Genomic DNA, 25993 nt, shown 5'->3' on the forward strand with positions numbered 1-25993 from the left:
CGACGCCCATGGCCGATAACGAAGAGGCGCTCTGCGAAGCGCTGATCCGTCTCCTTGAGGGGGATCTCGAAGCCGAGCGCAGCGACGTCACTTATCCAGAGACTGATCACTCCGGGCCTCCGGTCCAGATGCGGCTGCGCCTCGGTGCGCAGAGGTTCGCCATCGAGCACACGCTCATCGAGCCGTTTCCCCAGGCGATCCAGACCGGAAAGTGGTTCCATGAACTGACTGAGGAGATCGAAGCCGGCCTGAACGGGGTGATGCCGCCGCCGGGAACCTACCGCCTGGTCTTCCCGATCCATCCCACCGAGGGCAAGCCGCGACGGACACACGCCGCGCTGCGTGAGCGTATCATGCAATGGGTTCGCGAGGCCGGCGAGGCGTTGCACGGCGAATGCCCCGAGCGGCTTGACCGAAACCGCCGCCCGCATGGCTATCGCGGTGTACGGACGACCGAGATCGAGGGTATTCCGCTCTCGCTATCGCTCGTCGTCCATTGGTCGGAAAGTGGTCGCCACGACGGCGCGCTGTTCTTGTCGCGCGCGGTCGGCGACGACGTCGAAGACCAGCGCCGCATCCGCATCCGGACCGCCCTCGACAAGAAGCTGCCGAAGCTCGCGGCGTGCCGGGCGGAAGGCGATGTAACCGTGCTGATCCTCGAATATTCGGACATCGCTCTGACCAACCAGGTGCTGGTCGCCCAAGCGCTAGAGGCCGAGCTGGTCGGTCGGGACGACTGCCCCGACCACATCTTCCTCGCCGACACCACCGGCGAGGAGATGTGGTACTTCTTCCAGCCGGTGGCCGACGGCCGCTTCTCGATCGACATGGACTATATCGACGTCGAGCCGCCCGTTGACGGCGCCACGAAAGAGGATCCGTGATGCTCGACGTGCAGGACATCCGCGGACCCACGATCGCACTCAGTGGCCTGGAAGGCGTCGATCGGGCCCTCACGTTCCACTATGATGAGACGAACAATATCCGTCGGCTGCTGCTGACGCCCGGCGGCTTGAATGTGCGCGCGCCCCAATGCTTTGTGCTTGGCGGCGTCGTGCATACCGGGCCCGTTCCGCAGCTCGAGTTCGAAGACATACGCCAGGCGTTCGGCCTGCAGAAATCATCGGTCGAACTGAAACTGGAGCACCTTGGCAAAGGCGATTTCCTGTCGCTGCTCGGCGCCCCCCGGGTTGGTCGCTTCCTGGACTGGCTGTCGGCTTCTGGCGCGCTTGCGCACTATCAGGTCCTCGACCCGCTCTATTGGTCTCTCGTCGATGTCGTCGATTCGATCATCACAGAGGATGGCAATGTCCAGCTCATGACGGTCGCCCCGTTGCTCAAGAACGACCTCTTCACGCTGCTGCGCGACGACGTCGACGGCACGGCTGAAATGCTCGGACGCTACAGCTATCCTGATGTCGGTCCAGCGCGGCGCTCGGCCTTTGTGGCGGAGCTCCGCGATCTCGTCGAGGCCCGATCGGGCCTGCTGCCCGCCTTCAACTACCAGATGCTGAAGGGGCTGCTGGAGATCGCTGCCAAGCTCGACAGCCTTCCGTATCTGGAGGATGAAAACCCCAATATCCTGATCGACGGCTTCGGCGCCTTCTACCTCCATCGCTTGGCGCTGTTTAAGAACGCGACGCACATCCTCGACATCGAGAAGACGATTGAGACCTACCTCGCGTCGCTCGATCTGCGGGATGGCTCGGCGCCGCTGAAGCATTTCGAGTTTGTCGACTCTCGCGCCAGACCCTGGGTCCAGCTGTCGGATGCCCTGGTGGGCCTGTTGGGCAAGCTCTTCAGCTACGCGAGCCACACACCCTTGCTGGAGATCGAGGCGGCGGTCGCCAATCTGAACGCTCGTCAGCGTCGCGCGCTCGACGCGCTCACGGACATCCTCAGCCGATCGCTCGACGATTGTGCGGGCTTCGCTCACTATATCGTGTCGCTCGAAGATCATCGGCGCCGCACCGCGATCCTCGGCTTCTGAAGATCAGATCTGCGACGATATGAGGCGGGCGTCGAATTGGCGGTGGACCAGCCATGAAAGCCGATCTTCGATCAGCCGGCCGTAGCTGCCGGCGGCGCCGCGCCGCCCGAGGCGATCGCTTCGGTGACCTCGCGCACCGTGGCGACGAACGCTTCAAGGAGCTGACAGCCTTGCTCGACCGGGTGCGTGTCGGACGCCGCGACCTTGGCGCGCTCTTTCCCGCTCGCGACGAGACTCGATCCAAGATGCGCGTCGGCGTTGCGGAGGTCGTTGATCCCGAACAAGGGCGCCATCGCCACCCGCGCGGCGGCGTCCCCCAGCGATTTCGCGACAAGCCGCTCCAAGGTCTTCAGCTCGCGGAGCTTCTCCTTGGCCGCGACACCCGCCGGCCCGCGCAAGGCGTCCAGATCGATGCGCTCGGTGAGCAGTCGGTTCAGTTCCTTGGCGAGGGCGAGCAGCCCGTCCTGCTCCACCGCTCGGAACCGATGCGTCCGTCTGATGATGGCCTCGACCGCGCCATGATCGCGAAGCACGGGAGCGCCGAACCGGCTCTGGAACGCCTTGTCGAGCGCATCGAGAACACCGGCGATCTGCGCCTCGGGCGCCGCCGTAGCAGCGGGTTTGCAGTTCATCTGGGCATCGAACAGCTCGCGGGACGCGCCGCCGTCCAGCGGCGTGCTGTGAGCCGCCCAGATCCGCTGCTCCCACCCATCGAGCTTTGCGATGTCTTTCGCAAAGATCGTGACCAGACCCAGCGCATTGACGCCGAAATGGATGCCGGTGTCGGCGGCGGCGATGCCGCCCGTGTCGCGGCTGTACCAACCCAGCCGTCCGCTCCGGAAGTGCAGCAGCGCGGGCACCAGCGTCGGCTTGAACGCGAGATAGGTCATCGCGCCGATGCACTGCGCGGCGGTCTTGCGATCGCCGTCCGTGCCGACCGCGAAACTCACATCATCGGGCTCCGGGTCGCCGCGAACGCGGATGCTCTGCTTGCCCGGCTCGAACCACTCGGTGCGCCAGAGGGCGCCGAGGCCCCGGAAATGAAACGACGGGTCGGGCGGGAAGTCCGCATCGGTGATGTAGAGTTCCCGGCTATCGCGACCGGCCGACCATTCACGCGGCATGTCAGCCCAGCTGTACGGCGGCTTCTCCGCGAAATAAGCGGATCGCTCGTGGTAGCTCGAAAGATACAGCGCCATTCCGCGGGCAGCGAGATAGTCGGACAGCATCTCGGCGCGGATTTCCAGAAGGACGGGGCTTCCCTCCGCATCCCGTTTCAGCCGGGCGACCTCGATCCATCCCTCATCGGGGCGGAACCAGGTGTCGCCCTCGCGCTCGAGCTTCAGGGCGATCGCGAGGTCCTGATGCAGGTGCCATGTCTGACGCTCGAAGCCATCCTTGCCCTGGGCGACGACGAGGCGCGTCCCGACGATCGCGCGTTCATCGCTCCAGTCGCAATGAACGTCCGCCTGCCGGTAGAGGCCTTTTTCAACGCTCGGGCTATGCGTCGAGGTATCGACGTCGCTCCACGTGAGCGTGTCGACCGCGCCGCGGTCGGCCGACAGAACCGCGAGGGTCGCGATGCCCGCATATTCGCGGATCGCGCCGATGCCGACGAACGGACTGTCGTGCTCGGTCTCCCCATCCTGGCGCAAGGGTATCCAGCTTCTCCCTTGCACCGGGCGGACATCGTCGAGTTCAAAGAACCGTGGGCTCAGGGTCGAGGATTCGGTCATGGCGAAGATATAGAGCTGGGCCGCGTCGGATGCCCGAGTAATTGTGTCCGTCCGTTTGTTTCAGCGGCCTCGAGCCGACGCGGCACGGTTCCAACAACCTGCCTCCAACCGAATCGGGGAAAGCGACGTCATGGGGAAGACTGCAAAAGCTCCCGCGAGGCTTTATAAATATCGCGGCTTCAGCAACCTGACGCTGGAGATGCTGGTCGGCGATACCCTGTATTTTGCTGATCCCAGCAGATTCAACGACCCGCTGGACACCAGACCGACGCTCGACACCGACGTCAATGCGCCTACGCTGGAATCGATGCTGACCCGTCTGGTCGAGCAGCGCGCCGAAGCCGAGATGTCGGCGGCCGCCAAGACCATCCGATACCGGGGACCGAAGACGATCGAGCATATCTCGCGGCACAGCCGGCGCGAGGCCGCGCGGTTGATCGAGCGCATCCGCTACGACGCGACCAATCCGGACTACGAGATCGCCGATCCCGAACGGTTTCTTCTCGGCCATTATGTCGAGAGCGAGCTGCTCCAGCGCTACGACAAGGGCGTGCTATCCCTGGCTGAACGGGCGCACTGTCCGCTGATGTGGAGCCACTATGGCGACCAGCATCGCGGGCTCTGCATAGGCTATTCCATTCCCGACGACGTCCGGCCAGACCTCCACAGGATCAGCTATGGCGGCAGTCGGTTGGTGCAGGCGAGCGCCGTCGGACGGATGCTCGACGGCGACAGCGCCGCCCGCGCACAGGTCGACGAGGCTGTGCTGCTGCGCAAGGCGGCCGAATGGCGCTACGAGAAGGAATGGCGCTTGATCGGGCCGCGCGGGCTTCACGACTCTCCACTCGAGCTTGAGGAAATCGTCTTCGGAATGCGGTGCACCAGCGCGGTGAAGTATGCCGTGATCAAGGCTTTGGAAGCGCGCCATCGCCGGGTCCGATTCTTCGAAATTCGCGAACAGGCAGGCCGGTTCACGCTTGAGAAGCGCGTACTCGACATCGACGAGTTGGCGTCGTCGTATCCACGCCGCGCCCGCTCAGTCCACGAAGCCTTCGAGGACGTCGAACGGCCCCAGTAAGGGCAGCGCAACCCGCCCACTGCGGCCTGCCCATCACCAGCTTGGAGACGGCGTTGAACGCATCGATGCGCTTGCCGATTGGTTCAGCCGCCAGCGGGGGAAAGCCTTCTCCTGACGGCGAGCCCTCGGTCTCGCCGTACCCCTTCTGCGGAAACTCGGTCGCCTGATCGGCCGCGCCAAGCCTCTCAGCCATACAACGAAGCTCGTCGGACGCGTCGAAGAAAGTCGGCGAGAAACTCCGGGTCATTGATTGCGCCGACTAACCGCGGGCGGAGCATGCGAATCGAGGAAAGCTGACGAAACCAAGCATGGAAGTGGTCGTCCCCAGCGAGCCCTTGCAGCGATAGGGTGATCGCGAACGGTCCCATCAGGCCCTGCTGCTTGAAGAAGTCCGCCAAGGCATCAAGGTAGTGCCGCGTCCCCTCCTCGAATTCGCCTAGACCAAGCCTCCCCTCTCCGCTCAACTGCTGGATCGCGAAAGCCGCATGCGCGTGAACGAACCAGTCGTCGCGCACAAACAAGCGCTCGATTCCGCGCGAGCGCAGATCTCGCGCGAAGACCTCATGACCATCCTCGGCGACCTTGAACCAAGGATCGGAATGTTCGTGAAACACAGGCCCGGGATGGCGGACGGGGCCGTCCTGCTCGAACGCGGCGCGGCGATGATCGAAATGCTCGGCAGGGAGGATTGCGATCCGCAAAGCCTGACGCGTTTCAACCTTCCCGCTGGCGGCAAGCGCGGTGTCTTCGGCCGCGGCCAGGTCGGCGAGCCGCGTCAGCAGACTTGCCTCGTCCACGAACCGGCTGCGCAACATTGCCGGCTCGATCGGAAGGTTACGGGCGCCCGACCGGATGAGGTAGCTACCCGTCAGTCGGTTCATAAATGGCCCACCGGTATGGCGGGGGATCTGGATGTCGAGGATGAAACCGCCCTCCAAGTGCAGCGGTACCACCTGAACGTCGACAGGAATGGGCGACACGCCGTCCTGGATGATCGTTTGCAGACGAAGCGCTGCTTTGTCAGCGTCACCCTGCTGGGGACGGAAGCTGTCGAAGCGCCCTCCCTTTTCCTCCACTCCGATCACGAGCCGTGCCGGCCCTCGGTTGAGGAATGCCACGACATCGTCGAGCAGCCGCGCCTTGGCCTCCGGCTTGTCCACGTGGACCTCGCGCTTGAAGTCGAGGCCCTGCCCCTCCTGCAGGTCGCCGCCCGCGATCTCCGCGACCGTTATCGGGCCGATGGTCTCCGGCAATCGTGCCGGTACTCCCGGCTCGTCCATGACCGTGACCATGATCATTTTCCTTGCCCGATTCCACCAGCTTGACGAGAGGGCGCCGCAGCTGCGTTGGCGCCCGCATTCGCTACTGCCGGCAACAAGGGCGCTGTCCGTTCAGGCATGGTTGCGGGCAAACCTCAACGTGTCGTCGGTGCGAAGAAGCTTCACCGCTCGCCAAGGCGCCGAAGCAAGCGCCGTCCAGGTCTCGATCGCGCCGGCACGCTCCAGGTAGCAGATCGCGCTGTTGATGCGGCGCGGCTCCCAACCGAGTTCCTCCGCGAGCTGCTTCGTTTGCACGCTGCGCGTCTCGCCGTTCATGATGCGATTGGCGAGTACGCCCGCATCGTCCTTCGGACTGAAGGGCATGAACGCGTCGTCGAAGTCGACGAACAACGCCGGCGTCGGCGCGTAGTGACCGCGCGCATTCAGTTCGCGCAGATAGCCCCCGCCTCTCAGATCGAGGAGCGCGATACGCAAATCATCCTCCGCGATGGTGAGCGCCTCCGCCAGCCCGGCAAGCGTAATCATCGGGTCGACGGCCATCGCGGAGACGCTGGTCTCGACAATGTGGCGCCCCACTGCAATCGCCGCCTGCGACCAGCCGGTCAGACCGGCGGGCGCGGGTTTCACATACTGCGGAGCCTCGCCCAGCGCCGGCTTTCGGCTCACGCCATGAAGCCGATCGACGAGCGCCTTCAGCTCCGCCTCGTTCGACGGATCGAGCTTCAGGAAAAGCATAGCCTGGAGGAAAGGCGACAGCTCGGCTGGATCCAGGTCGACAACGAGGGGCACGAAACGGCTCCTTCCGCCGACCTGCCGCACCAATCCGACGTCGATCTCCTTGGCCACCCAGGGCTTAACGATCGAGGTTTTGGTCAGCACCACGACGAAGTGCGTCATGGCCCCGAGGCCCTCTTCCATCTTCTGGCGGAGGCTGTCGCCGGGATCGATTTCCCACTCGTCGAACCAGACCTCGACACCGTTGGCCATGAGATATTCGGCAATCGGGCGGACCTGCGCCTTGTCTTCGCTCGCATGCGCAAGATAGATCTTGGGGTGTTCTGTACCGCCGGCAGCCATCGTCATCGTCACACTTCCTCGTTCCACGCCCAATCGATCCTCCACCAGTCGGGCGAAGGCAGGCGAACCGGTCGTGCGAAGCGCGACCTTGTTGCCGGGCAAGCGATCGACGAACACGTCCGCGTGGCGCCCCGTCTCCGGGTCGATGATCGAGGCTGCTGCGCCCCGCGCTTTCTCGATCAACGCCTGCACGCCCAGCTCGAGCGCCTTGGCCTCAATGTCCGAGGCAAAGCGCTTGGCGTCGAAGGGACGGCCGTTATACGTCATCTTGATCACCGCACGCGCTCCCGGATGTAGCGCTGCAGGGCGACCACATCGTCGTCGCCGACCAGGAGGCCAAGAACAGGGTAATCGGGCTGATCGGCGTTCCTGATCCGACCCTTGCCGATGCACGGCACGATCAGGGCAAAGGCGGGATTGAACCGGCGACGTTCCCACCCGGTCGCGGCTTCAAGGTTCCGCGCATTGCCGCCAAGGTTGCGATCCGCCAGCAGCATGCGCGCGAGGACGACCGAGTCCTCGATGGGGCTCCGACCGGTGATCGCCGCATCGCAGGCGACGAACAGCGCCACGGTCGTCCGCACGCGCGGGAGCTTGAGGTTGATCAACCGCGAAAGTTCGACCAGCCCCTCACTTTGCAGCTCCGACAGCGCCGCGGCGATCGTGTCGACACTCTCGTCCGGAAATGATGCCAACAGCTCCTGGCCGAAGTTCCCGATGAGCCCGTCGGCACATTGCTCGGCCATGTGTCTGCCAAGCCGCTCTGCAAGGGGACTTAGGTCCTCGTTCACGCACGCCTGTCCTGTTCTGTTGATCCCCCGGCAGGGTGATCTGACTTGACGTGAGATCTAGCCTGGACCGGAACAGGCTGGCAACATCGCCTGCGCCCGATCCGGCTGTCGGTATCGAATGTTTCGCGAGGCGAGAACGGAATATGGTGACTACGCGGTCGATCTCCCTCGCGATCCCCGACTTCAAGACGATGAGCGATGACGACGTCGAGGCGCACCTGCTCGCCCGTCACCGTGACGGACGATGGAGCACCCAGACCCGCTGGCTCCTGTCGGCGTTCGGCACGGAAAAGTTGGAGCTCAACGAGGCTTGGGCCGAGAACTGGACCGATTGGACCTGTCCCGCCTGCGGCCGCGCGAAGATCGAGCTAGCCCGTCTGACCGAACAGAATGTGCTGCTCTGCCAGCTCGACTGGCATCACGACCACCTGCGTGACCATGCGAGCAGGCTCATGAGGGCGCAGCTTACGAGGGACCCAGGCGAAAACGAGCGTCGAGCCGCCCGATCGATCTCGGCGGCGCTACCGTTGATCGAGCGCTTCTCGGAGACCCTGTTGTGCAACGACTGCAATGCGGCCGATGCGGCGATGAAGGCGCAGCTCGGCAAGCAAGTGCCCAGCTATTTCAGCTTCCGGCCCAGCGAGATAACTCGCTTCGTGGTGGTCGAACCCAATCGGACACATGGGCTGGACGTCGCTGCCGGTGAGGAGATCTGGGACGAGGTCAGCGCCGACCTCGCGCAGCGAACAGAATTCGCCGAGATGCTCGGAACCCGGATCGGACAGGGGCAACACGAGCGGGAAGAGGCGTCTTTCGCTCTGCGGCAGAGCACCGACGATCGGAAGCTTTTCTTCGCGCTCGGCTATGAGGCAATGAGCGGCCGCGCCAAGATCGACGGGATCGCCGCTGGTCTGGTCGCCCGATCACGCTCCACCGCCGGTCGGTGGAGCGCGACCAAGTCGAAGGTCCCACGCAAGTTGCAGGCGCCTGACCAGGCGACGTTTGAACGGCTCGACGCCGCGCGCAACAGCAGCTCACGCTGGTGGCGCGAGAGCGGTGAAGCGTGGCGCTGTCCCTGTTGCGCCCGCACGAAATTGGAGATCGTTCGAAAGTCGAACAAGGGTGACTGGACCGCGTTGATCATGGCCGTGAACGACTTCCACGCCGAAGCCGATTCCCTCTCGCTTTCGCGTCGCGGCCTATACCATCCAGGGCCGATCGTACTCGCCAGCCACTATCAAATCGGCGTGTGTCAGGATTGCCGCCAGATCCTAAGCGATGCCCTGACGATTCGGCCCGGGAACGTCGACGAATGCCTCAGCCTCGCGCAGCTCCGGGGGTTGATCGAAGGTCCGGCGCCACACACGCGTCACGCCCTCTCTCCCGAACTCATCGGCCTTTACATCGACGCCAACACCGACTGGACCGCCGGGGTGGCCGACTACTGGTCGCATCACCGCCACGCCTCTGACATCAGCCTGGAGCATTACCGGATCATGCAGTCGACCGGCCTTCGGCCGCAGGGGCCCGGGATATAGCCATTGCGAAGCTGGTTGCCGCTCAGAAGCTGCCCGCCGATGGTGCCGCCGGCTGGTTCGACTGGTTTATGCTCGAGGACAAGCGTATGCGAGCCGCTCCGACACGGGCAGGTGCCAGCACGTGATTGCGCCAGGCGGGTAGCGAGATTTCCACGAGAAGGGTGGCGAGAAGCCGCTAGCTATAAAGTCGGCCGGTCCACGACATATTCGACGGCAGCGCGGTCGCCCCATGCGTGCGCCACCCCAGCTGAACAAAATCCACCTTTGGAAGCGCCGCGTCTACGTTGAACCACCGATACCAGGTTGCGGAGCGGCCGTTACACCTCGCTTATTGATTAGTCGGACAGGCAGGGTCGCCGCCGGCTAGTCGCCATTCCGCCTTCACCCTCGGCAAGCGCCTAGGGCTTTTTGCCCCGCGACTTTAACAAACGGCAGCTTACCGCTAGCGCCGCCCGAATACGGCCGTTCCGCTTCCCACCAAAAAACAGCCTCTTCGCGTCGGTCGAAGCTACTCGAAAGCACGAAGTCGATCAGCTTCGGGGCGAGAGCTGAGGCGATGTAACTTCCTTGCCCATCTGTCGGAAAATGTTCGACCATCCATTTTCCCCGCCCCCCCCGCCGGTAGGCCGGGAAGCCACCAGCGTCGCCTATGGGGTTAATCGGCTCTATCCGGCCCAGGCTCGCCGACCGTCTGCTTCGTGAGATCGGGTGGTCGGTGAGACATAAACTCGTGCCACAGGAACATGTCGCTATGGATCAGCTCAAGGACGGCGTTGATCGCCGCCTCGCGCGAGGGCAGCCTAAAGTTCGTCTTGATGCGCTCGATCACGTCGAGCGACGTTGGGGAAAGCGCAACGCTAGAGCGGCGATAGCCGGCTTCGCACTCGCGTTGCTTACTGCGGCGCATGGAAGCGGTGCTCTTTTTCACCGTCCCGCGCTCGTCACTGGTTCCTTGAATCATGGCTCGCTCTAACGAAAGCGTCGCGCGAGTCTAAGCTGCTTTCGTCAGGAGAGGCCGTGGCCGGGAGGCTGGCTGCGCAGGAAGGAGCTTGCCAGGGTGCTGGCCGCCATCCGTGCTGTTTCTTCGACTCGCTCGGCCGTAACGTTGCTGGTCGTTGTGAAATCGGCGAGGCCGCGCGCGTAGCCGAACTCCACCATTACCTGGTCGAAGAAGGTGAGTGCCGTCGTGCAGGCGGACTGAAACCCGGGGTCGAAGTAGCTCATATGCGACATGGCGATGTCGACCGCGAACATGGCCCGAATGGGATTGATCCCGAGCACCTCGACAAACTTGTCGATTACCGGGGGAGTGAGCGGCGTCGTGCCGGCTTTGAGCTTGTTGGTGAGGCTCAAGCTCTTCCCGAGCCGTTTCGCCATCTGGGCATTCGTGAACCGCTGCCGGCGCCATTCCTCCACGAACAGCAAACGGTAGCGGTTCATCCGCTCTTGGTTCTGCCCTTCGGTTTGCTCCAGGTCCCGCATCACATCACCCCCCGGGGTACGGAAAGTACTATACCGCGGTATAGCGGGGGGCTGTCAACTCTCTTTTAACGTTTGGGTTGCACCCGATGTAGATACGATCCCAGGGAAGACGCAAAGCAAGCCGATTGTCATCGTAAGCCGGGTCGTGGCAGGCTCGCCTAGCGCGGCGCCGGCGTGGACTCGGGCCGCTTGAAAACACTCCTTCTGGGCGAGTTGCACCCGCAGTGTCACCCGTATCTCCCCCGCCTCATCGAACTCGCGTGCCTTGCAAATAATCTCGTGAGGATTGGTCGCGGACAGGAAATCCTCCAACCCTTTCATGGTGGTAGCAGAAATGGAGTCGAATCGCTCCACCGCGATCGCATGGGCACGCATGGCGTCTGCCGCCAGGCGGAAGAGGCGTGGGCCAACCCTGAAGCTGTAAATCACCTGTGACATTCTCAAGGCACTTTATGCCTCCTTCGCGGTCGGTTCCAGCGGGAGCCGGAGCCTTCGCCAAAATGTCATCGTTCGATGAATCGAGCTGGACGGCTTCGAAGATGAGCCGATCGGCTTTCGGTCCGATAGAGTAGTGTAAGCCGATTACACACCGTGTAACGAGGTTACACCTTTATGTATCGAGGTTACACTAAGATGTAAACCAGTTACACGATAGTGTGTAATCTTTTGAGCAAGTACAAATAACGCTTGCAGCACACTTTGGTTTCGATCTTCTTAACAGCGGCGAGGCAACCCGCTTCGTCTTGTTAGGGGAAAGAGCATGCACGCACTTTCGATGGAGAAGGACCGTGTCAACGGTATCCTTCTCGGCCTGGCCATCATCGCCGTCGTGATGATGCTGGGGGCATCGGCCGCCTACGCGGGCGCCGATACCACGTTCAATACCGCGCTGACCAAGTTCACCGACTTCCTCCAGGGGTCGGGCGGCAAGATCATCACCGTGATGAGCCTCGCCGGCGGCATTGTGGCGCTCGCTTCGGGCCGCTTCAGCCTGGGCCAGGTCGCAGTTCCCGTCGCGGTCGGCGTCGGCGCCGGCACCGGCGTTCCGATCGTCACCTCGACCGTCACCGCGACGATCTGAGGCAAGGACTAACCGCTGGGAGGGCGGTGTTCGCTTATGGACCGGTATTCCATTCCCTCGCATCTCGACGATCCGGAGCTCATTGGGTTCTGGACGCTGGACGAGTTCCTCGCGATGTCGATCCCCTTCATCTGGGGGATCCTCACGCAGCACGTCGTGATCGGGTTGATGGCTGCGGGATTCGGCTGGTGGGGTTTTCGCAAACTCAAAGCTGGTAAGGCCTCATCGTGGATTCTCCACATGGCCTATTGGCACCTGCCATCGAGTTTCACGGGTCTCAAGGCGATGCCGCCCTCTCACCTTCGCGTGATGGTGGGCTGAGATGGATTACAGTGTCGGGCTCGCGCAGTCGCAGCGGGTCATCAAGCAGCGCAATGCGCTCGGGATCGCTGCGCTGACCCTTGCCGGGCTCGTCGTGATTCTGTTCCTGGTAGGGGCGACCCGTGACCGGGAGATCGTCCTCCAGCCGATCGCAAGGACACCTCTGACGCTCTCGTCGAGCGGGGTTTCCGAAGATTATCTTGAGCTGGTCACGCGCGACACCGCGCTGATGACCCTCAACCGCAGTCCTGAGAACCTCGACTACTGGATGAAGTCGATCCTCGCGATTGCGACGCCGCAGTCGCACGGCGCGCTGAAGCGCGACCTGATGAAGATCGTCACGGAGCAGAGCGGCTCCAGCATCAGCCAGTATTTCACAATCGCGAGCATGAAGGTGGACCCGAAGGCGCTTACGTCCGAGGTCTCCGGCACGCTCCATACCGTCGTCGGCTCCAAGGCGGTCACCGGCGAGCCGAAAACCTTTCGCTTTTATTGGGCGTACAGCGGCCTGTCCCTGCAGCTGAAAGGCTTCGGGATGGTGACCAAGGACAACGCTGACGGCGCCTCGACCGGAGGCGACGCATGACGCCCATCTTCGCTTATGGACTGATGGCAAGTGGCGCCGCGGTCGCTTCTCGTTGGTGCCACGTCTCGCGCGGCCTTGGCGCGGCCATGATCGTCGCGGGGGCCATCGCCTTGTCCTCACCCGCGTGGGCCGACGAACGCGTCCTGGCCCGCGACAACAGCGAGGTCAGCTGCACCGTCTCGAAAAGCGGCCTGACGCGGGTCAGCCTCAAGGACGACCGCTTCGCCAGCGTGTCCAAGCTCACGACCGGGGTCGAGAGCGACGACTTCACTGTCGTCAACGAGCCCACACGCGGTGACATATACCTGTCGGTTCCCGAGGGCTTCTCGCGCCAGCGCGTGTCATTCTTCGGCACGACCGCGAAGGGATATGTCTACAAGTTCGCCTGTCGGTTGGGAGGAGACGACGCCCAGCAGGTCTTTGTCGAGAACAAGGACATCGTCGGGGATAATGCCCCGCAGGTGGCGCAGGCCGCCTCTCCGCAGGAGGCGTCAGCCTCGCTGGTTCAGGCGATGTACCAATCGGCGTCTCTCGATGGTTTCGACATTCTCCCGAGCCAGACGGACGCGGTTATGGTCGGGACCCTCAAGGTGCAGATGATCTCCGAGTACCGCGGCGCGGCGCTCGCCGGCCGGGTGCTCAAGATCGAGAACAAGGGCCGCCAGCCCGTGGCCCTTGGTGAGGGCACCATCGCCCCGTCGAACGCGATCGCGGTCAGCGTCGCCAATCCTCAACTCAAGCCGGGAGAGGCGACGACGGCCTACATTGTCACGCCTGCCGGCCTCGCGAACGGAGCCCGGCCATGAGCCTTGCAGACATGTTCAAGCGCAAGCCGAAGCAGCTCGACGCCGAGCCCGAGGAGGGCGACGGTTCCGACATGATGGCCGGCAACGAGGCGGTCCGGAAGAAGCAGCTCCTGTATATGTCGGGGGCCGCGGCGGCCGCTCTGGTTCTCGGCTCCTGGTACATCATGGACGACGACAAGCCGACCACGGTTGCCGATGCGAACGGCAGAGAAACCAAGATCGCCACCGACGACATCGTCAACAAGAACATGAGCCAGCGGGAGTGGCAGGCTGCTTCCGAAGCGCAGATGCAATCGATGAACAACCAGCTGAAGTCAGTCGATGGCCAGGCCGCGCAGATGCATGCTCTGCAGGAACAGGTCGCAGCGCTCCAAGGCCAGAACACGTCGATGGCGTCCGACGGCCAGCGGGTCATGGGCGCGTACCAGCAGGAGAACGATCAGCTGCGCCAGCAGCTCTCGCAAGCGCGCAGCGCGCCCGCGGCTCCTCCGGTTCCGGCGCCCATGTACGGCCCGATGGGGCCGCAGAACTATCGCGGCCCTGCCGCGCCTATGACGCCAGGCGAGGCCGCAGCCGCAGCGGTTTCGTCCTCCCGCCAGATCAAGCTGGTGTCGTTCGAAGGTGGCCCGGCGGGCACCGCCACGCGGATCTCGGGCGGGACCACGAGCTACACCGACAGCCCGAACTACCTGCCCCCGAACTCGATCGCGACGGCCAAGGTGATCGTCGGCGTGGATGCCTCGGCCGGTGTGCAGTCTCAGTCTGATCCGCTGCCCGTGGTGCTTCGCATCACCGGCCCCGCCCGGTCCGTATACCGTGACGGGAAGCTGCTCACGACCCGCATCCAGGGCTGCCTAGTCAACGGCGCCGCTCGCGGCGATCTCAGCAGCGAGAAGGTCTACGTCAAGCTGCAACGCATGACCTGCCCGCAAGCCAACGGCCGGTATGCGGTGTCCGATGTGAAAGGGTTCACCTCTTTCGCCGGCAAGACGGGCGTTCGCGGCCGCGTGGTCAGCCGCGAGGGCGGTCTCGTCGGGCAAGCCTTCCTCGCCGGCGTCGCCGGTGGGTTCGGTCGCGGCTTCTCGGCGAACACGGATGCAATCCTCAACGGGAGCAACGTGACCGTGAACGGCAAACGGCAGCAGCTGGGGATCGGCGAGCTCGCGCAAGGCGGCTTCGGCAACGGCGTCGCACAGTCGGCCGACATGGTCAGCAAGTACCTGATCGAGCGCGCCGAGCAGTACCAGCCCGTCATCGAAATGCCGACCGGCATCAACGTCGAGATCGTCTTCCTCGAGGGCGTCTTCATCCAGAACTGACCCGGTCGTGCCGGGATCGAGAGGCGTAATGGACATGGCACACAGCACAATCCTGACGGCACTCGGCGGCATCATGATGCTGACCGGCAGCGCGCAGGCACCTACATCCGCGCAAGTCGAGACAGCGCTCAAGGATCGCCTTCCCAAGACCAAGGTCAGCTCGGTCGACTGCTCGAAGGTCGATGGCCTTTGCGAGGTCGTTGCGGGTGAGAACCTCTTCTACGTCGACCGCACGGCCCGCTTCCTTGTCATCGGTCGCGTGTACGACATGCAGACAAGGCAAGACCTGACGGCTGCACGCCTCCTGGCACTCAACCCGGATATGCTGGTGGGCAGCGCGGCGAAGGCGAATGCCTCGGCCGAAGCGCCCGAGTCCCCAGCGGCGGGTGCTGGAACCCGCGTAACACAGCCTGCCGTCGCCCAGCATCTCGACGTCTCCCGGCTTTCCGACAAGGGCGCCATCGTTTGGGGCAAGGGACCGCAGCGGGTCACCGTCTTCTCGGATTTTCACTGCGGCTATTGCCGTGCCCTCAGTCAGACGCTGGAATCGATGAACGTGACGGTGATCGAGCGGCCGATCTCGGTCCTCGGCAGCCGCGAGATCGCCGACCAGGTGCTGTGCGCCCGCGACCGTCACGCTGCGGTGCGCGCCGCCTATGCGCAGGATCCGATCCGGCCCGGCCCGAAGTGCAACACCAGCGGGTTGGACGAGAACGAGGCTTTCGCCCGTGCCCATGGTCTCAATGGGACGCCGGTGATCGTGCGCTCCGACGGAGCCGTGCTGGAAGGTTTCAAGCCGAAACCCCTGCTTGAGCAATGGCTGAAGGGAGCCAAATCATGAGGAATGGAGTGATCCGGCTCCCGGCATGCCCGGTTGCCGACTATCGTCCGCGTCGGAAGCGGCTGGCCACGGTTCTCGCAACCGCAAGCCTCTGCGTTCTGTCGAGCTGCACGACATTCGGCACGAACATCAAGGGCAGCTTCGCTTGCGGCGCGCCCGAGGGCGGCAGCTGCGCCCCCGCCACTGTGATCGACGACAAGGCATTGGCGGAGATTACCGGCGACAGCAGCTATCAGCCTGCGGGGCCTTACACGGCGCCGGCACAGCGGGCGACACCGCAGCGTGTCGCCTACACCGCCGGAGCGCCGGCCGAGGTCTCGCCGCAGAAGGTCCTTCGGATCGTGTTCCCCGCCCATGTGGATGCGGTTGGCCGGTATCACGAGACCAGTGTCGTCCAGACCGTCGTCGACAACGGACAGTGGATGGCAGCGACCAACGGGCATGGTCCGGGGCTTGCCGCCTCGAGCACGCTGAACGTCAGCCCGGAGATCCTTTCGCAGCTCGGCGCGCCCATAGCGGCCGAGCCGCGTGAGGTCTCGGCCGCGGAGCCGATCGCGGTGCCGACACCGGCTCCCTCGGCTCCGACTGTTGCGTCGGTTGCAGCTGCCCGGGCCAAGGCGCGTGCGCCGAAATCGGACTCAGCTGCGCCATCGCCGGCCGCCACGGCTGCGCCGTCTCGCGTCGGTAGCAGGAAAGACCCCGGCGCGCCCCGGCTCGCGTCGACGGCTCCCGCCAACCGTCCCGCATCCTTCAACCCGACGATCGAGGACTGAAACGATGGCGTCCAAGTCCGGCTTCATGTCGCGCCTGCTCGGAGACACGCGCGGCCCCGACAAAGGGACGCCCTCGCACGGTGCCCCGATGCTTTCGCAGTGGCTCCCCTATCGGAGCTTCGACCGTAAGACGGACATCTTCTACCAAACGGACTCGATCGCCTTTGCGCTCGAAGTGGCGCCGCTGATTGGCGCGGATGAGCGGACGGGCGAGATCCTCGCGCAGCTCCTGTCCGAGAACATCCCGGCCGGGGCGCGGGTCCAGATCCTTGCCTTCCAGAGCCCGCGGGTGGGCTCCATCATCGCGCGCTATGCCCTGCCCCGCTTCGCGGCCGGTGGAGTTCATCGCAAGATCGCCGAGCACCGCTCCGCGTTTCTTCGGTCCGGCGCGTGGTTCAGCATGTCGAAGGACGGCCCCTTCCACGTCCGCAATCACCGGGTGTTCGTCTCCGTGTCGATCGCCAACGGCAAGGCGACGCCGGCCGAACTGGTCGCGGTCCGCGACAGCGTCGTTTCGACGCTCCAGTCGATCAACGTCGCCTCGACCCGGCTCGGTCCCGTCGAGCTGATCAGCTTGATCGACGACATCACGGCTCCGGCCTTCGACGTCACCGACCACGCGACCGAGTATTCCGAGTTCGATCCGATCGCCGACCAGTGCGTTCGCCGCGACGTCCAGACCGTAGTCCAGGCCGATCGCATGCTGGTTTCGGTCGAGCCGCTGCGCGCGGTCACCAACCTCTCCGGCGAGACGCACTACGAAGAGATCCGGCCGGACACGTTCGACTACCGTTTCTTCTCGGTCCGCAACTTTCCGAACCGCTGGGCGCCCTGGGACGTCCAGAAGGTGATCGGTGACATGTTCTCCGACAAGCTTCGCCCGGGCTGCCCGACGCTCACGTCGCTCTGCTTGTGCTACCAGGACGAGCAAGCGGCCGCCTCCAAGGCCGGCTACAAGTTCATGCGGACGTCGAGTCTGGCGGACAGCAAGTCGGCCCGCCTCCTTCCGCAGCTGAAGGACCAGAGCCGCGAGTGGGAGCATGTGAGTCAGGAGCTCCGGCTCGGCAAGAAGCTGGTCCAGGCCTACTATGCGGTCGGCATCATCAGCCCGAAGGGTTCGGGCGACGCCAACGAGCGCACGCTCAAGTCGATGTACAAGGCCGCGGGCTGGGACCTGCTCGACGAGCGCTTCCTGCAGATCATGGCATTCATGTCGTGCATGCCGATGACGCTGGCGAACGGGCTCGATTCCGACCTGAAGCGCATGAAGCGGCTCCGGTCGATGCTCACCAGCACGGCCGCGAATATGCTGCCGGTCCAGGGCGAATACCTCGGCGGAACGCAGCCGCACCTGATGTTCGTCGGACGTCGCGGCCAGCCCTTCTTCTGGTCCCCGTTCGAAAACAAGGCCGGCAACCACAACGTGGCGGTGTTCGGCAAGTCGGGATCGGGCAAGTCGGTCGCCCTGCAGGAGCTGTGTGCCGCGTTCGCGGGCGTCGGTGCCAAGATCATCGTGATCGACGACGGCCGGTCGTTCGAGCACATGGCCAAGAGCCTGGGCGGCAACTTCGTGGAGTTCCGGCTCCGCGACGGCTTCAGCCTCAACCCATTCTCGATGATCGACGAGACGCTGGTCGAGCAGGACGAGGACTACCTGGTCGACGCGCTCGCGATGCTCAAGTCGATCATCGGGCAGATGGGCCGTCACGTCGACAAGCTGAACGACACCGAGCGCGGCCTGATCGACAGCGCCGTGAACCGTGTCTGGGAGGCCAAGGGTCGCAACGGTGCCGTCGACGACATCATTGCAGCGCTCAAGGCTGACGGGACCCCCCAGGGTTCGGATCTTGCGATCGCGATGTTTCCGTTCTCGGGCGGCGGCACCTACGGCCGGTTCTTCCAAGGCGCGGCATCGGTGGACATGTCGAACGCGCTCACGGTTTTCGAGCTCTCCGACCTGTCGAGCCGCGAGGAGCTCCGGTCGGTGGTGCTGACCGCGATCATGTTCCTGTCATCGCAGACGATGCGCCGCATGGATCGCCAGATCCCCAAGGCGCTCCTGATCGACGAAGCGTGGCAGATGCTGCGCGGCGGCTCCATGGCGGATTTCGTCGAGACCTACAGCCGCACCTGCCGCAAGTACGGCGCATCATTGATCACTGCCACGCAGAGCCTCAACGACTATTACAAGTCGGAGGGGAGCCTCGCGGCGCTGGAGAACAGCGACTGGTCGGTCATCCTGATGCAGAAGCCCGACACGATTTCGGACTTCCAGAAGCACGGCCGCTTCGACATGGATCCGTACACTGAGAGCCTGCTCCGCTCGTTGAAGCGGAACGGCGCCGAATATTCGGACATCATGATCAAGGGTCCGGACAGCCAGGCGGTTGGCCGTCTTGTCCTCGATAAATACTCGGCGACGCTCTACTCCTCGAGCCCGCAAACCTTCGCGGCGATCGAGCACCTGATTGAGCAAGGCCTCTCGATGGACGAGGCCATCGAGCGGGTCGCCTTCCCCGAGCAGTATGTGGAGGCCGCGGAATGAGCGCCACGCATCATCTCGCGCCCGAGATCGAATGGACCGCCGCGCCCCGCACCCGCGGGTGGCGACCGGATCTCGGACAAGCCGTCGCCGATACCAGCTATGTCGCGCTCCGGCTGTCCGGCTGGCTTTTGGGCACCGGGCTGGCGAGCCTCGGCGTGTTTGCCCTGTTCTTCCTGATGCTCGGCAACTTCACGCCGCTCGGCTTCTTCTCCCACATCGGCAATCTCGGGACCCGGTTCGTGGCGGCCGACGAGGCGCGACGGGCAGCCTTCATGGGTCAGGTCCACGTTGTCCAGGCCGTGATCTTCGGCCTCACGGCGCTCGCCCGCGGACGCCTCCTTCTGACCATCCTTGATCTCACGAAAGGCCGTCGTCATGGCTGATGTTCTCGAACACGCTGCTCCCGTCGCGGACGCGATCCCTTCGCCAGCCGCTCCGGCGTCAGCCACACCCCTGCCCCGTCCCCGCGCCTCTGCGCCGCAGCCGGCAGCCACCAAGGCCCGTCAGGGCCTTCCCCCGATCACCTGGGCGCTCACCGCGCTGGCGGTCGTCATGCTCCTCTGGGCGGCGTGGGTGACCAAGCACATCGCCTCCGCGCCTCCACAGCTGCCGATGGCCAGCGTTCGCCTCGAGGCTCTGGTGACGGAATACGTTCAGGCGCAGAGCCACAGCAACGGGACGCCGGACGCCGTGACCCAGCAGACCGCCCGGTTCATGTCAGCGATCGAGGATGAGCTGAAGCGCGTCGGTGCGAGTGGGACGACAGTCCTCGTCGGCGAGGCGGTGCTTTCGAAGAACGTCCCGGACATCACCGACCAAGTTCGCAAGGCCGTTTACGCCAAGGTTCCGCTTCCCACAGCCGCGCCGGCCCCCGCGGCGGGACCGCAGCTGGGCGCGGCCGCCCCGGCTCCGATCCTTCCCCAGCAGGGGATCGGCGCCGCGGCGGTCACTGCGCCTTCTCCCTTCGCGGGTGCGCCTGTCGGCACCGCATTCCCCGGAGCGGCCTCGCCGATCGCCGGAGGCGGCAATGGCCTCCCGAATTGACGCGCGCCGGCAAGGCGATCTGTTCGCTCCGCGCGCGTCCGTACCGACCGGTCCGGTCGAGACTGTCGGTCGCAAGCGGCTGAGGCAATGGGGCGCGGTCGCCCTGCTGGCGGTCGTCATGGCGAGCTACAACGGGATCAGCGGCTGGCGCGAGACGCACGCGTTCATGATCAACGCGAGCGAGAGCCTGCCCAACTGGGCGTTCTTCGTGGAGAAGGGGAAGGCTGCGTCGCGCGGCGAATACGTCTTCTTCGTGCCCCCGGATAACGAGCTGGTGCGGCGGCACTTCGGCCCTGCGTCGGGCCCGTTCGGCAAGCGCGTGATCGGCATGCCGGGAGACGTCGTCAGCCATGAAGGATCGTGGGTGCTGGTGAACGGCGTCCGGGTCGCGCACATGAAATCCCGCGCGCGCACCGGCGAAGCGCTGACCCCGGGCCCCGTCGGCCGCGTGCCTGACGGCTGCTTCTATGTCGGCACTCCTCATCCGGACGGCTTTGACAGCCGCTATGCGGAGATCGGCTTCGCGTGTCGCAAGCAGCTCCTGGGCACAGGGACGCCCATCCTGTGATCCGGCGCGTCCTGCTCCTCGGCGGCTTGGTCGCCGCCAGCTCGCTCTACCCGTTCGCGCGCGCGGCTCTCGCCAAGGACCACGGCGTGATGGGCCAGACTTGGGGGATTGCGGAGCCCGACCTCCTCTCCACGATCGACGCCAAGCTGAAGGCGATGCAGGCCAATGGCAGCATCGACCGCATGCAAACCGCGCTGGCAGCCAAGGCTGAGGACCGTGTCCGCAACCCGACGCCGGTCATGGGGATCGGCGCGGTGCGCGAGGCGCGCAGCTGGAACTTCGATCCGTCGATCGTGCTCGAGCGCGATATCCGCGATCAGAAGGGTCGGCTCATTGCCCAGTCGGGGCAGCGGGTGAACCCGCTCTCGTTCGTCAGCATGAAGACCGACCTGGTCTTCATCGACGGACGCGACGACGCCCAGGTCGAGTGGGCCATCAAGCGGTGGACCGCCTCGGCCGCCAAGATCATCTTCGTGGCCGGCTCCCCGTTCGAGCGCATGGGAGAGAAGAAGCGCCGTTTCTTCTTCGACCAGCAGGGCAAGCTCACCGGTCATTTCGGCATAGCGCACGTCCCGGCGATCGTCGCGCCAGCCGGACAGGCGCTCAAGGTGAGCGAGATCGAGCTTCCAGGAGGCACGTCGTGAACATTTGGCTCGACTTCCTGAAGACGCCGATGGCCGCTCCCGAGACCCCGGGTTTGCGGATGCTTCGGATGGTGGTGCTGTCGCTCGCCGTCGCGCTCGCGCTGTCGATCGCCCTGCTCAAGCCTATGCGGGCCCTCCTTGGAGCCGGTGCGGGCGGGTCTGTCGCCGGGCTCCTCGTGGCGCTGTTCGTGCTGGTCCCGGTCTACGTCATCCGAAAGAACAGGGCTGACGACTCCTATCTCGACGACCTTATCCGCGACCGGGACGAGTCCGCCTCGGCCGTCGACGCGCCGAAGGTGGCGGGATGATTCGCCGCCTGCTCGCCCTGCTCGGTTTCGTAATCGCGCTGGCGGCGCTGCCGGCGCCCGCCTCGGCGGTGCCATCGAATTGCACGGGCAAATTCGTGAACCCGATTACCGACGTATGCTGGTCGTGCCTGTTCCCCCTGTCGGTGGGCGGCCTTCCGATCTGGCCCGGCAGCCGACCGGACACCAAGAACCCGGCCCTACCCGTCTGCGCCTGCGGCTCGCCCGTTCCGCGGATTGGTATCGCGATCGGCTTTTGGGAGCCGGCGCGGATGGTCGACGTCACCACCAAGCCATGGTGCTTTCCAAACCTCGGCGGTCTGCGGCTCAACCCCGGGCTCGACATCGGCCAAGGCCAGTACACGGGCCCACAGATGCTGGGGGGCCGCACGGCGAACACGGCAAACTGGCAGGCCCACTACTACGTGTATCCGCTGCTCTATTGGATGGAGATCCTGACCGACTTCGCCTGCTTCGAGCAAACCTCGTTCGACATCGCGTACATGACCGAGATCGATCCGCTGTGGAACGACGACGTCCTGACGACGATCATCAACCCAGAGGTCGCGCTGTTCAACAATCCGATCGCCGTGGCGGCGTGCGCCGGCGATTGCGCAGCCGCGACCGCCAAGCTGCCAATAGACGAGATGTTCTGGTGTGATGGCTGCAACGGGTCGATGTTCCCGATGAACGGCAACATCGCGGCGCATAACTCGCCCGTGCAGTCGTCGCGGCTCGCGGCCGAGCGCTTGCTGTTCAAGATGCACCGTCAGGGCCTGGCCTGGGGGACCGCAGGGTCGAAGGCGCTCTGCAACAAGTACATCATGCCGATCCTGAAGAAGTCCCAATACCGCATCCAGATGACCAACCCGACGCCCACGGTGAGCGGCAAGTATGCCTGCTCGTCCATCGGGGCATCCACGCTGCCGCCAGACGCCGGTCGCGCCTACCCCGTGGGGGGCGAGGACTTCGGCTACCTGCTCTGGCGCAAGCGCAACTGTTGCATGCTGTGAGGCCGCCCATGCGCAAGCTACTCTTCTCCGCGATCGGGATCGCCAGTTTCGGTACCGGTTGTGCGGTACTCGCCCAAACTGTCGAGGGATTGAACCTCGACGCGGTGCGCGGCCGATCGGCGACGATGGAAGCCGATGCGCGCGCGCTGTCGGCTGAAGTCGAACGTCGCGGCGACGCCTTCCGGCAGGATGCCGAGACACTCCGGTCGGTTGCGCTGGAGAAGGTTCGTACCATCGACAAGGCGAACCTCCCGAAGGGGCCGGCAGGGGCGGTCGACTTTGACGAGATGATCGACGCCGCGTCGTCGAACATGCGCGACAATCGGGGCACCGCGCCGCAATTCATGGTGTTCGTCTCGACGTCGATGCCCGAGCAGGCGCTGAAGCGGATCATCGCAGAGACCTCCGCCGCGGGTGGGGTCGTCGTCTTCCGCGGCTTCCCCGGCAACTCCGGGAAGGCGTTCATCGCCGCCCTTTCTAAGGTGGTCGAAAAGCAGCAGCAGTTCGCGTCGATCGGCATCGATCCCCGGCTATTCCGGGCGTTCAACGTCACCGCGGTCCCGACCTATGTCGTGTCATCGACCGACTTCACGCCGTGCGACGGCCTGACCTGCCGGTCGGAGCCCCCGCCCTTCGATCGCATGGTCGGCAACGTGACGGTTCGGTACGCGCTGGAGACCTTCGCTCAGGAGAACGGGCCCGGTGCGTTGATGGCACGCACCGCGCTCTCGAACCTCGGCCGGGTGCCCTAACATTGGCTGGGGGGCGGATCCTTGTTGGCGCGATCGCATGCGTTCTTGCAGTGCAAGGCGCATTGCATGCGCAGCAGCGTCAGCCGGCGGCCCAGGACGGCGGCTATTACGACCTGAAGGACTACAGCTACTTCAACGAGCCCCAGACGGCGCCCACCCCGTCGCCGTCACCGACCGCCCCGGCCAGCGCGGCCGTGACCGCGGCGGTGCCCGCGACCGCGGCGCCCCTTAGCCCGGTCGCGGCGTCGAAGGCTGCAGCGGCACCCCCCACAGCCGCGGTCAGCGCCGCACCCGCTGCGGCGGTCGCTGCTGCCGCTGCGGGAACGCCCTACGCCTATCCGAAGGGAGACCTCGCCAAGGCGAAAGCCGATGCCAAGGCGCTCGCGACGCCGGCGCGTCAGACCGCTGCCGGTCTTCCGACCGGCACGGACCTGGGGAGCACGATCCCCGGCTACACCGCCGCGACGCAGCCAGGAGCCGTCTATGCGGATGATCCCGACGGCCTGAGCAGCGCGGGCGCCTCGGCGGCGGGGGGCAACGACGCGTGGCGGACCGTAACCGATCCCTCGCGCCAAGTCGTGAAGCTCGCGCCCGGCGAGATTGCAGGCGCACAGGAGGTCGAGAAGGATCCGAACAGCTTCCTGTCGGGGCAGGCTCTCGGCGCAGCGGACGGCAGCTGCAAACCGCTGCCGGCACCGGGAAGCACCGACTATTACGAGGCGACCTGCAACAAGGGCGCACAGGTGGTCGAAACCCCCGCGACCTGTACCGGCCGTATCGACCCGACCGTCGTGAACACCCTTCGCTACTTCTATTACGGGGTGGCGCCGAACCAAACCGCATACGGCTTCGCCTCGACCGCGGTCCTGAGCGCCAAGGTCTCTGCCGGGATCTGCCGTGCCGAGCCGACGGTGACGCAGATTTGCGACGCTCAAATCGAGATGGGCGCTGGCGGTACTGACCCTGCCGGTTATCTCCGGTTCTGCCGCTCGAGGGTCAGGGGGACGGCGCAGCAATACTCCTGCGCGGCCGAGATCCCGCAAGGCGAGATCCCGGAGCACATCAACTATCGGACCGGAACTGCCTACCTGAAGTCCGAGGGCACGAGGTCGGTCACGGTGACGCGCAACGAGGGAACGTGCCCCGCCATGCTCGCGGATACGACCTGCACGGCGCAAGGGCCCGAGGTCTGCACCGAAGGGCCGGAGACGCGGATCATCGACGGTGTCGCCGTCACCCAGTCCTGCTGGGCCTGGTCACGCCCTTTCATCTGCCAACGGATTTCGCAGGCCTCGGACTGCTCCGAGCTCGAGAACAACGGCAAATGCACCTACGTCCGTGACGAGTGTCTGGACGATCCGCAGGACGGCCCCTGCAAGGTGACTACCAAGGTTTATAGGTGTCCGTTGCCGGCAAAGCCGAGCGACGGGACTGAGAAGTACATCTGCGGCGATGACGTTTACTGCATCAACGGCGATTGCGAGCCGATCGAGCGCGAGGCGTCGACCGAGTTCAAGGATGCAGCCGTCGGCCTGCATGTCCTCGGGCAGGCGAACGCCGAGTTCAATCCCGACACGCTGACGCTGTTCTCGGGCACGCGCGAGACCTGCAACAAGAAGATTTTCGGCGCGTCGAACTGCTGCTCCGGCAGCGGCGTCCCTCTCCTGACCCCGTGGCTTTGCAGCGCGGCGGAGAAGCAGCTCGACCAGAAGGACGACAAGGGCCTGTGCCACAAGCTCGGCAGCTACTGCTCCGACAAGGTGCTTGGCATCTGCGTCACCTCCAAAGACGCCTATTGCTGCTTCGAGAGCAAGCTGTCGCGGATCCTGCAGGAACAAGGTCGCCCGCAGATCGGAAAGCCCTGGGGCAAGCCGAAGAGCGAGACCTGCAAGGGGTTCACGCTGGACGAGTTCTCACACCTCGACCTGTCCGTGATGGACTTCTCCGAGGTGTACGCGGAGTTCACCGACGCCGCGAAGCTGCCCGACGAGATCGAGACCTCGAAGCAAATCCAGGAGCGGATCAAGGCCTACTATGACACGCACAAGGCTAACCCGTGATGGCTGACGTGGTCCGCTACGATCAGCGCCGCAAGCTGACCGACCTTTCCGTGGTCGAGTTCGCTGTCCTCACCGCCTTGTGCCGCGTCGGTCCGCACCCGGCGCCGTTCCTTCTCCCGACCCTGGGCGAGTGGTTCGGCATCACGCTGGGACTGGACGACATTCAGCCCGCGATCGGGCGGCTGAGCCGTGTCGGCTATCTCAGCCACGCGGGCGGCGTGCTCACGCCGGACGTCAGCGCCCGGGACGCGGTCACGACGCTCTACGGGATGCTCTACAGGATCCTTGGCTACGACCTCGTCAGGCTGATGGCCCTCAAGGATCCGTCCCTCCACGATCTGCTGCAACCGAAAGGCTCCTGAC

The 25993-nt window shown here is 64.7% G+C and carries 28 protein-coding genes; 21 read left to right on the top strand and 7 right to left on the bottom strand.

The features are described 5' to 3' along the window. Positions 1–8 precede the first annotated feature (8 nt). Both U1708_RS17385 and U1708_RS17390 read left to right on the top strand, forming a co-directional pair. Positions 9–884 carry a hypothetical protein gene (locus U1708_RS17385; protein WP_254688526.1) on the top strand — a complete coding sequence of 292 codons (876 nt, stop codon included), beginning with the start codon at positions 9–11 and terminating at the stop codon, positions 882–884. Continuing rightward, positions 884–1990, top strand: a complete 1107-nt coding sequence (locus U1708_RS17390) for a hypothetical protein (protein ID WP_254688525.1) — start codon at positions 884–886, stop codon at positions 1988–1990. Before U1708_RS17385 ends, U1708_RS17390 begins: the two co-directional genes overlap by 1 nt. A gap of 71 nt (positions 1991–2061) precedes the next feature. Here U1708_RS17390 and U1708_RS17395 read toward each other — a convergent pair whose 3' ends face one another. Beyond that, the gene (locus U1708_RS17395; RefSeq protein ID WP_332747294.1) at positions 2062–3726 is read right to left on the bottom strand and encodes a hypothetical protein; all 1665 of its coding nucleotides are present in this window, start codon (positions 3724–3726) and stop codon (positions 2062–2064) included. 130 nt (positions 3727–3856) lie between these two features. Between U1708_RS17395 and U1708_RS17400 the strand changes: the two genes are divergently transcribed. Then, a complete protein-coding gene (locus tag U1708_RS17400; RefSeq protein WP_332747296.1) occupies positions 3857–4804 on the top strand; it encodes a DUF2971 domain-containing protein in 948 nt (315 codons plus the stop codon). A 185-nt stretch (positions 4805–4989) separates the two neighbouring features. Here U1708_RS17400 and U1708_RS17405 read toward each other — a convergent pair whose 3' ends face one another. From U1708_RS17405 to U1708_RS17415, 3 genes are all read right to left on the bottom strand, one after another. Then, the gene (locus U1708_RS17405) at positions 4990–6096 is read right to left on the bottom strand and encodes an AlbA family DNA-binding domain-containing protein (RefSeq protein WP_332747297.1); all 1107 of its coding nucleotides are present in this window, start codon (positions 6094–6096) and stop codon (positions 4990–4992) included. 99 nt (positions 6097–6195) lie between these two features. Next, positions 6196–7428 (bottom strand): toll/interleukin-1 receptor domain-containing protein, encoded by a 1233-nt coding sequence (locus tag U1708_RS17410; protein ID WP_332747349.1) that lies wholly within the window; start codon positions 7426–7428, stop codon positions 6196–6198. A gap of 5 nt (positions 7429–7433) precedes the next feature. Continuing rightward, complete coding sequence (locus U1708_RS17415; RefSeq protein ID WP_332747299.1) at positions 7434–7907, bottom strand: hypothetical protein; 474 nt, start codon at positions 7905–7907, stop codon at positions 7434–7436. Positions 7908–8143: 236 nt separating this feature from the next. Here U1708_RS17415 and U1708_RS17420 point away from each other — a divergent pair, with 236 nt between their 5' ends. Further along, on the top strand, positions 8144–9490 hold the full coding sequence (locus U1708_RS17420) for a hypothetical protein (RefSeq protein ID WP_332747301.1): 1347 nt from the start codon (positions 8144–8146) through the stop codon (positions 9488–9490). Positions 9491–10145: 655 nt separating this feature from the next. Here the strand turns inward: U1708_RS17420 and U1708_RS17425 are convergent. From U1708_RS17425 to U1708_RS17435, 3 genes are read right to left on the bottom strand one after another with little or no spacing between them, the layout of a single operon-like run. Continuing rightward, positions 10146–10451, bottom strand: a complete 306-nt coding sequence (locus U1708_RS17425; protein ID WP_201302721.1) for a hypothetical protein — start codon at positions 10449–10451, stop codon at positions 10146–10148. A 44-nt stretch (positions 10452–10495) separates the two neighbouring features. Then, a complete protein-coding gene (locus U1708_RS17430) occupies positions 10496–10972 on the bottom strand; it encodes a helix-turn-helix domain-containing protein (protein WP_202096549.1) in 477 nt (158 codons plus the stop codon). 54 nt (positions 10973–11026) lie between these two features. Further along, a complete protein-coding gene (locus U1708_RS17435; protein ID WP_159513258.1) occupies positions 11027–11410 on the bottom strand; it encodes a hypothetical protein in 384 nt (127 codons plus the stop codon). A gap of 322 nt (positions 11411–11732) precedes the next feature. On the opposite strand from U1708_RS17435, the gene U1708_RS17440 reads away from it, so the two are divergent. The 17 genes from U1708_RS17440 to U1708_RS17520 are packed head-to-tail and all read left to right on the top strand — an operon-like array spanning position 11733 to position 25992. After that, positions 11733–12053: a TrbC/VirB2 family protein gene (locus U1708_RS17440; protein WP_159513259.1), complete on the top strand. Its 321-nt coding sequence runs from the start codon at positions 11733–11735 to the stop codon at positions 12051–12053. A 36-nt stretch (positions 12054–12089) separates the two neighbouring features. Then, positions 12090–12374: a type IV conjugative transfer system protein TraL gene (traL, locus tag U1708_RS17445; RefSeq protein ID WP_159513260.1), complete on the top strand. Its 285-nt coding sequence runs from the start codon at positions 12090–12092 to the stop codon at positions 12372–12374. A gap of 1 nt (position 12375) precedes the next feature. Continuing rightward, positions 12376–12960, top strand: a complete 585-nt coding sequence (locus U1708_RS17450) for a type IV conjugative transfer system protein TraE (RefSeq protein WP_159513261.1) — start codon at positions 12376–12378, stop codon at positions 12958–12960. Beyond that, positions 12957–13766: a type-F conjugative transfer system secretin TraK gene (locus tag U1708_RS17455; protein ID WP_159513262.1), complete on the top strand. Its 810-nt coding sequence runs from the start codon at positions 12957–12959 to the stop codon at positions 13764–13766. The genes U1708_RS17450 and U1708_RS17455 overlap by 4 nt, the downstream gene beginning before the upstream one ends. Further along, positions 13763–15085: a TrbI/VirB10 family protein gene (locus tag U1708_RS17460; RefSeq protein WP_332747317.1), complete on the top strand. Its 1323-nt coding sequence runs from the start codon at positions 13763–13765 to the stop codon at positions 15083–15085. The genes U1708_RS17455 and U1708_RS17460 overlap by 4 nt, the downstream gene beginning before the upstream one ends. A gap of 34 nt (positions 15086–15119) precedes the next feature. Further along, the gene (locus U1708_RS17465; RefSeq protein WP_159513264.1) at positions 15120–15926 is read left to right on the top strand and encodes a DsbC family protein; all 807 of its coding nucleotides are present in this window, start codon (positions 15120–15122) and stop codon (positions 15924–15926) included. After that, entirely contained in the window at positions 15923–16699 is a 777-nt protein-coding gene (locus U1708_RS17470) for a TraV family lipoprotein (protein ID WP_159513265.1), read from the top strand. Before U1708_RS17465 ends, U1708_RS17470 begins: the two co-directional genes overlap by 4 nt. 4 nt (positions 16700–16703) lie before the next feature. Next, on the top strand, positions 16704–19244 hold the full coding sequence (traC, locus tag U1708_RS17475) for a type IV secretion system protein TraC (RefSeq protein ID WP_159513266.1): 2541 nt from the start codon (positions 16704–16706) through the stop codon (positions 19242–19244). Beyond that, positions 19241–19627: a hypothetical protein gene (locus U1708_RS17480; protein WP_159513267.1), complete on the top strand. Its 387-nt coding sequence runs from the start codon at positions 19241–19243 to the stop codon at positions 19625–19627. Before traC ends, U1708_RS17480 begins: the two co-directional genes overlap by 4 nt. Then, a complete protein-coding gene (locus U1708_RS17485) occupies positions 19620–20288 on the top strand; it encodes a TrbI F-type domain-containing protein (protein WP_159513268.1) in 669 nt (222 codons plus the stop codon). The genes U1708_RS17480 and U1708_RS17485 overlap by 8 nt, the downstream gene beginning before the upstream one ends. Further along, positions 20272–20856 carry a S26 family signal peptidase gene (locus U1708_RS17490; protein WP_159513269.1) on the top strand — a complete coding sequence of 195 codons (585 nt, stop codon included), beginning with the start codon at positions 20272–20274 and terminating at the stop codon, positions 20854–20856. Before U1708_RS17485 ends, U1708_RS17490 begins: the two co-directional genes overlap by 17 nt. Then, a complete protein-coding gene (traW, locus tag U1708_RS17495) occupies positions 20853–21500 on the top strand; it encodes a type-F conjugative transfer system protein TraW (protein WP_236559402.1) in 648 nt (215 codons plus the stop codon). The genes U1708_RS17490 and traW overlap by 4 nt, the downstream gene beginning before the upstream one ends. Continuing rightward, a complete protein-coding gene (locus U1708_RS17500; RefSeq protein ID WP_201302718.1) occupies positions 21497–21808 on the top strand; it encodes a hypothetical protein in 312 nt (103 codons plus the stop codon). Before traW ends, U1708_RS17500 begins: the two co-directional genes overlap by 4 nt. Further along, positions 21805–22818 carry a conjugal transfer pilus assembly protein TraU gene (gene traU / locus U1708_RS17505; protein ID WP_159513270.1) on the top strand — a complete coding sequence of 338 codons (1014 nt, stop codon included), beginning with the start codon at positions 21805–21807 and terminating at the stop codon, positions 22816–22818. The genes U1708_RS17500 and traU overlap by 4 nt, the downstream gene beginning before the upstream one ends. A gap of 8 nt (positions 22819–22826) precedes the next feature. Further along, positions 22827–23570: a type-F conjugative transfer system pilin assembly protein TrbC gene (gene trbC / locus U1708_RS17510; RefSeq protein ID WP_159513271.1), complete on the top strand. Its 744-nt coding sequence runs from the start codon at positions 22827–22829 to the stop codon at positions 23568–23570. A 50-nt stretch (positions 23571–23620) separates the two neighbouring features. Further along, positions 23621–25630, top strand: a complete 2010-nt coding sequence (locus tag U1708_RS17515) for a conjugal transfer protein TraN (RefSeq protein WP_254688523.1) — start codon at positions 23621–23623, stop codon at positions 25628–25630. Further along, a complete protein-coding gene (locus U1708_RS17520; protein WP_159513273.1) occupies positions 25630–25992 on the top strand; it encodes a hypothetical protein in 363 nt (120 codons plus the stop codon). Before U1708_RS17515 ends, U1708_RS17520 begins: the two co-directional genes overlap by 1 nt. The last annotated feature ends 1 nt before the right edge of the window (position 25993 follow it).

The sequence above is a fragment of the Sphingomonas arabinosi genome (assembly GCF_036663715.1).
In the GTDB taxonomy this organism is placed as follows: Bacteria; Pseudomonadota; Alphaproteobacteria; order Sphingomonadales; family Sphingomonadaceae; genus Sphingomonas.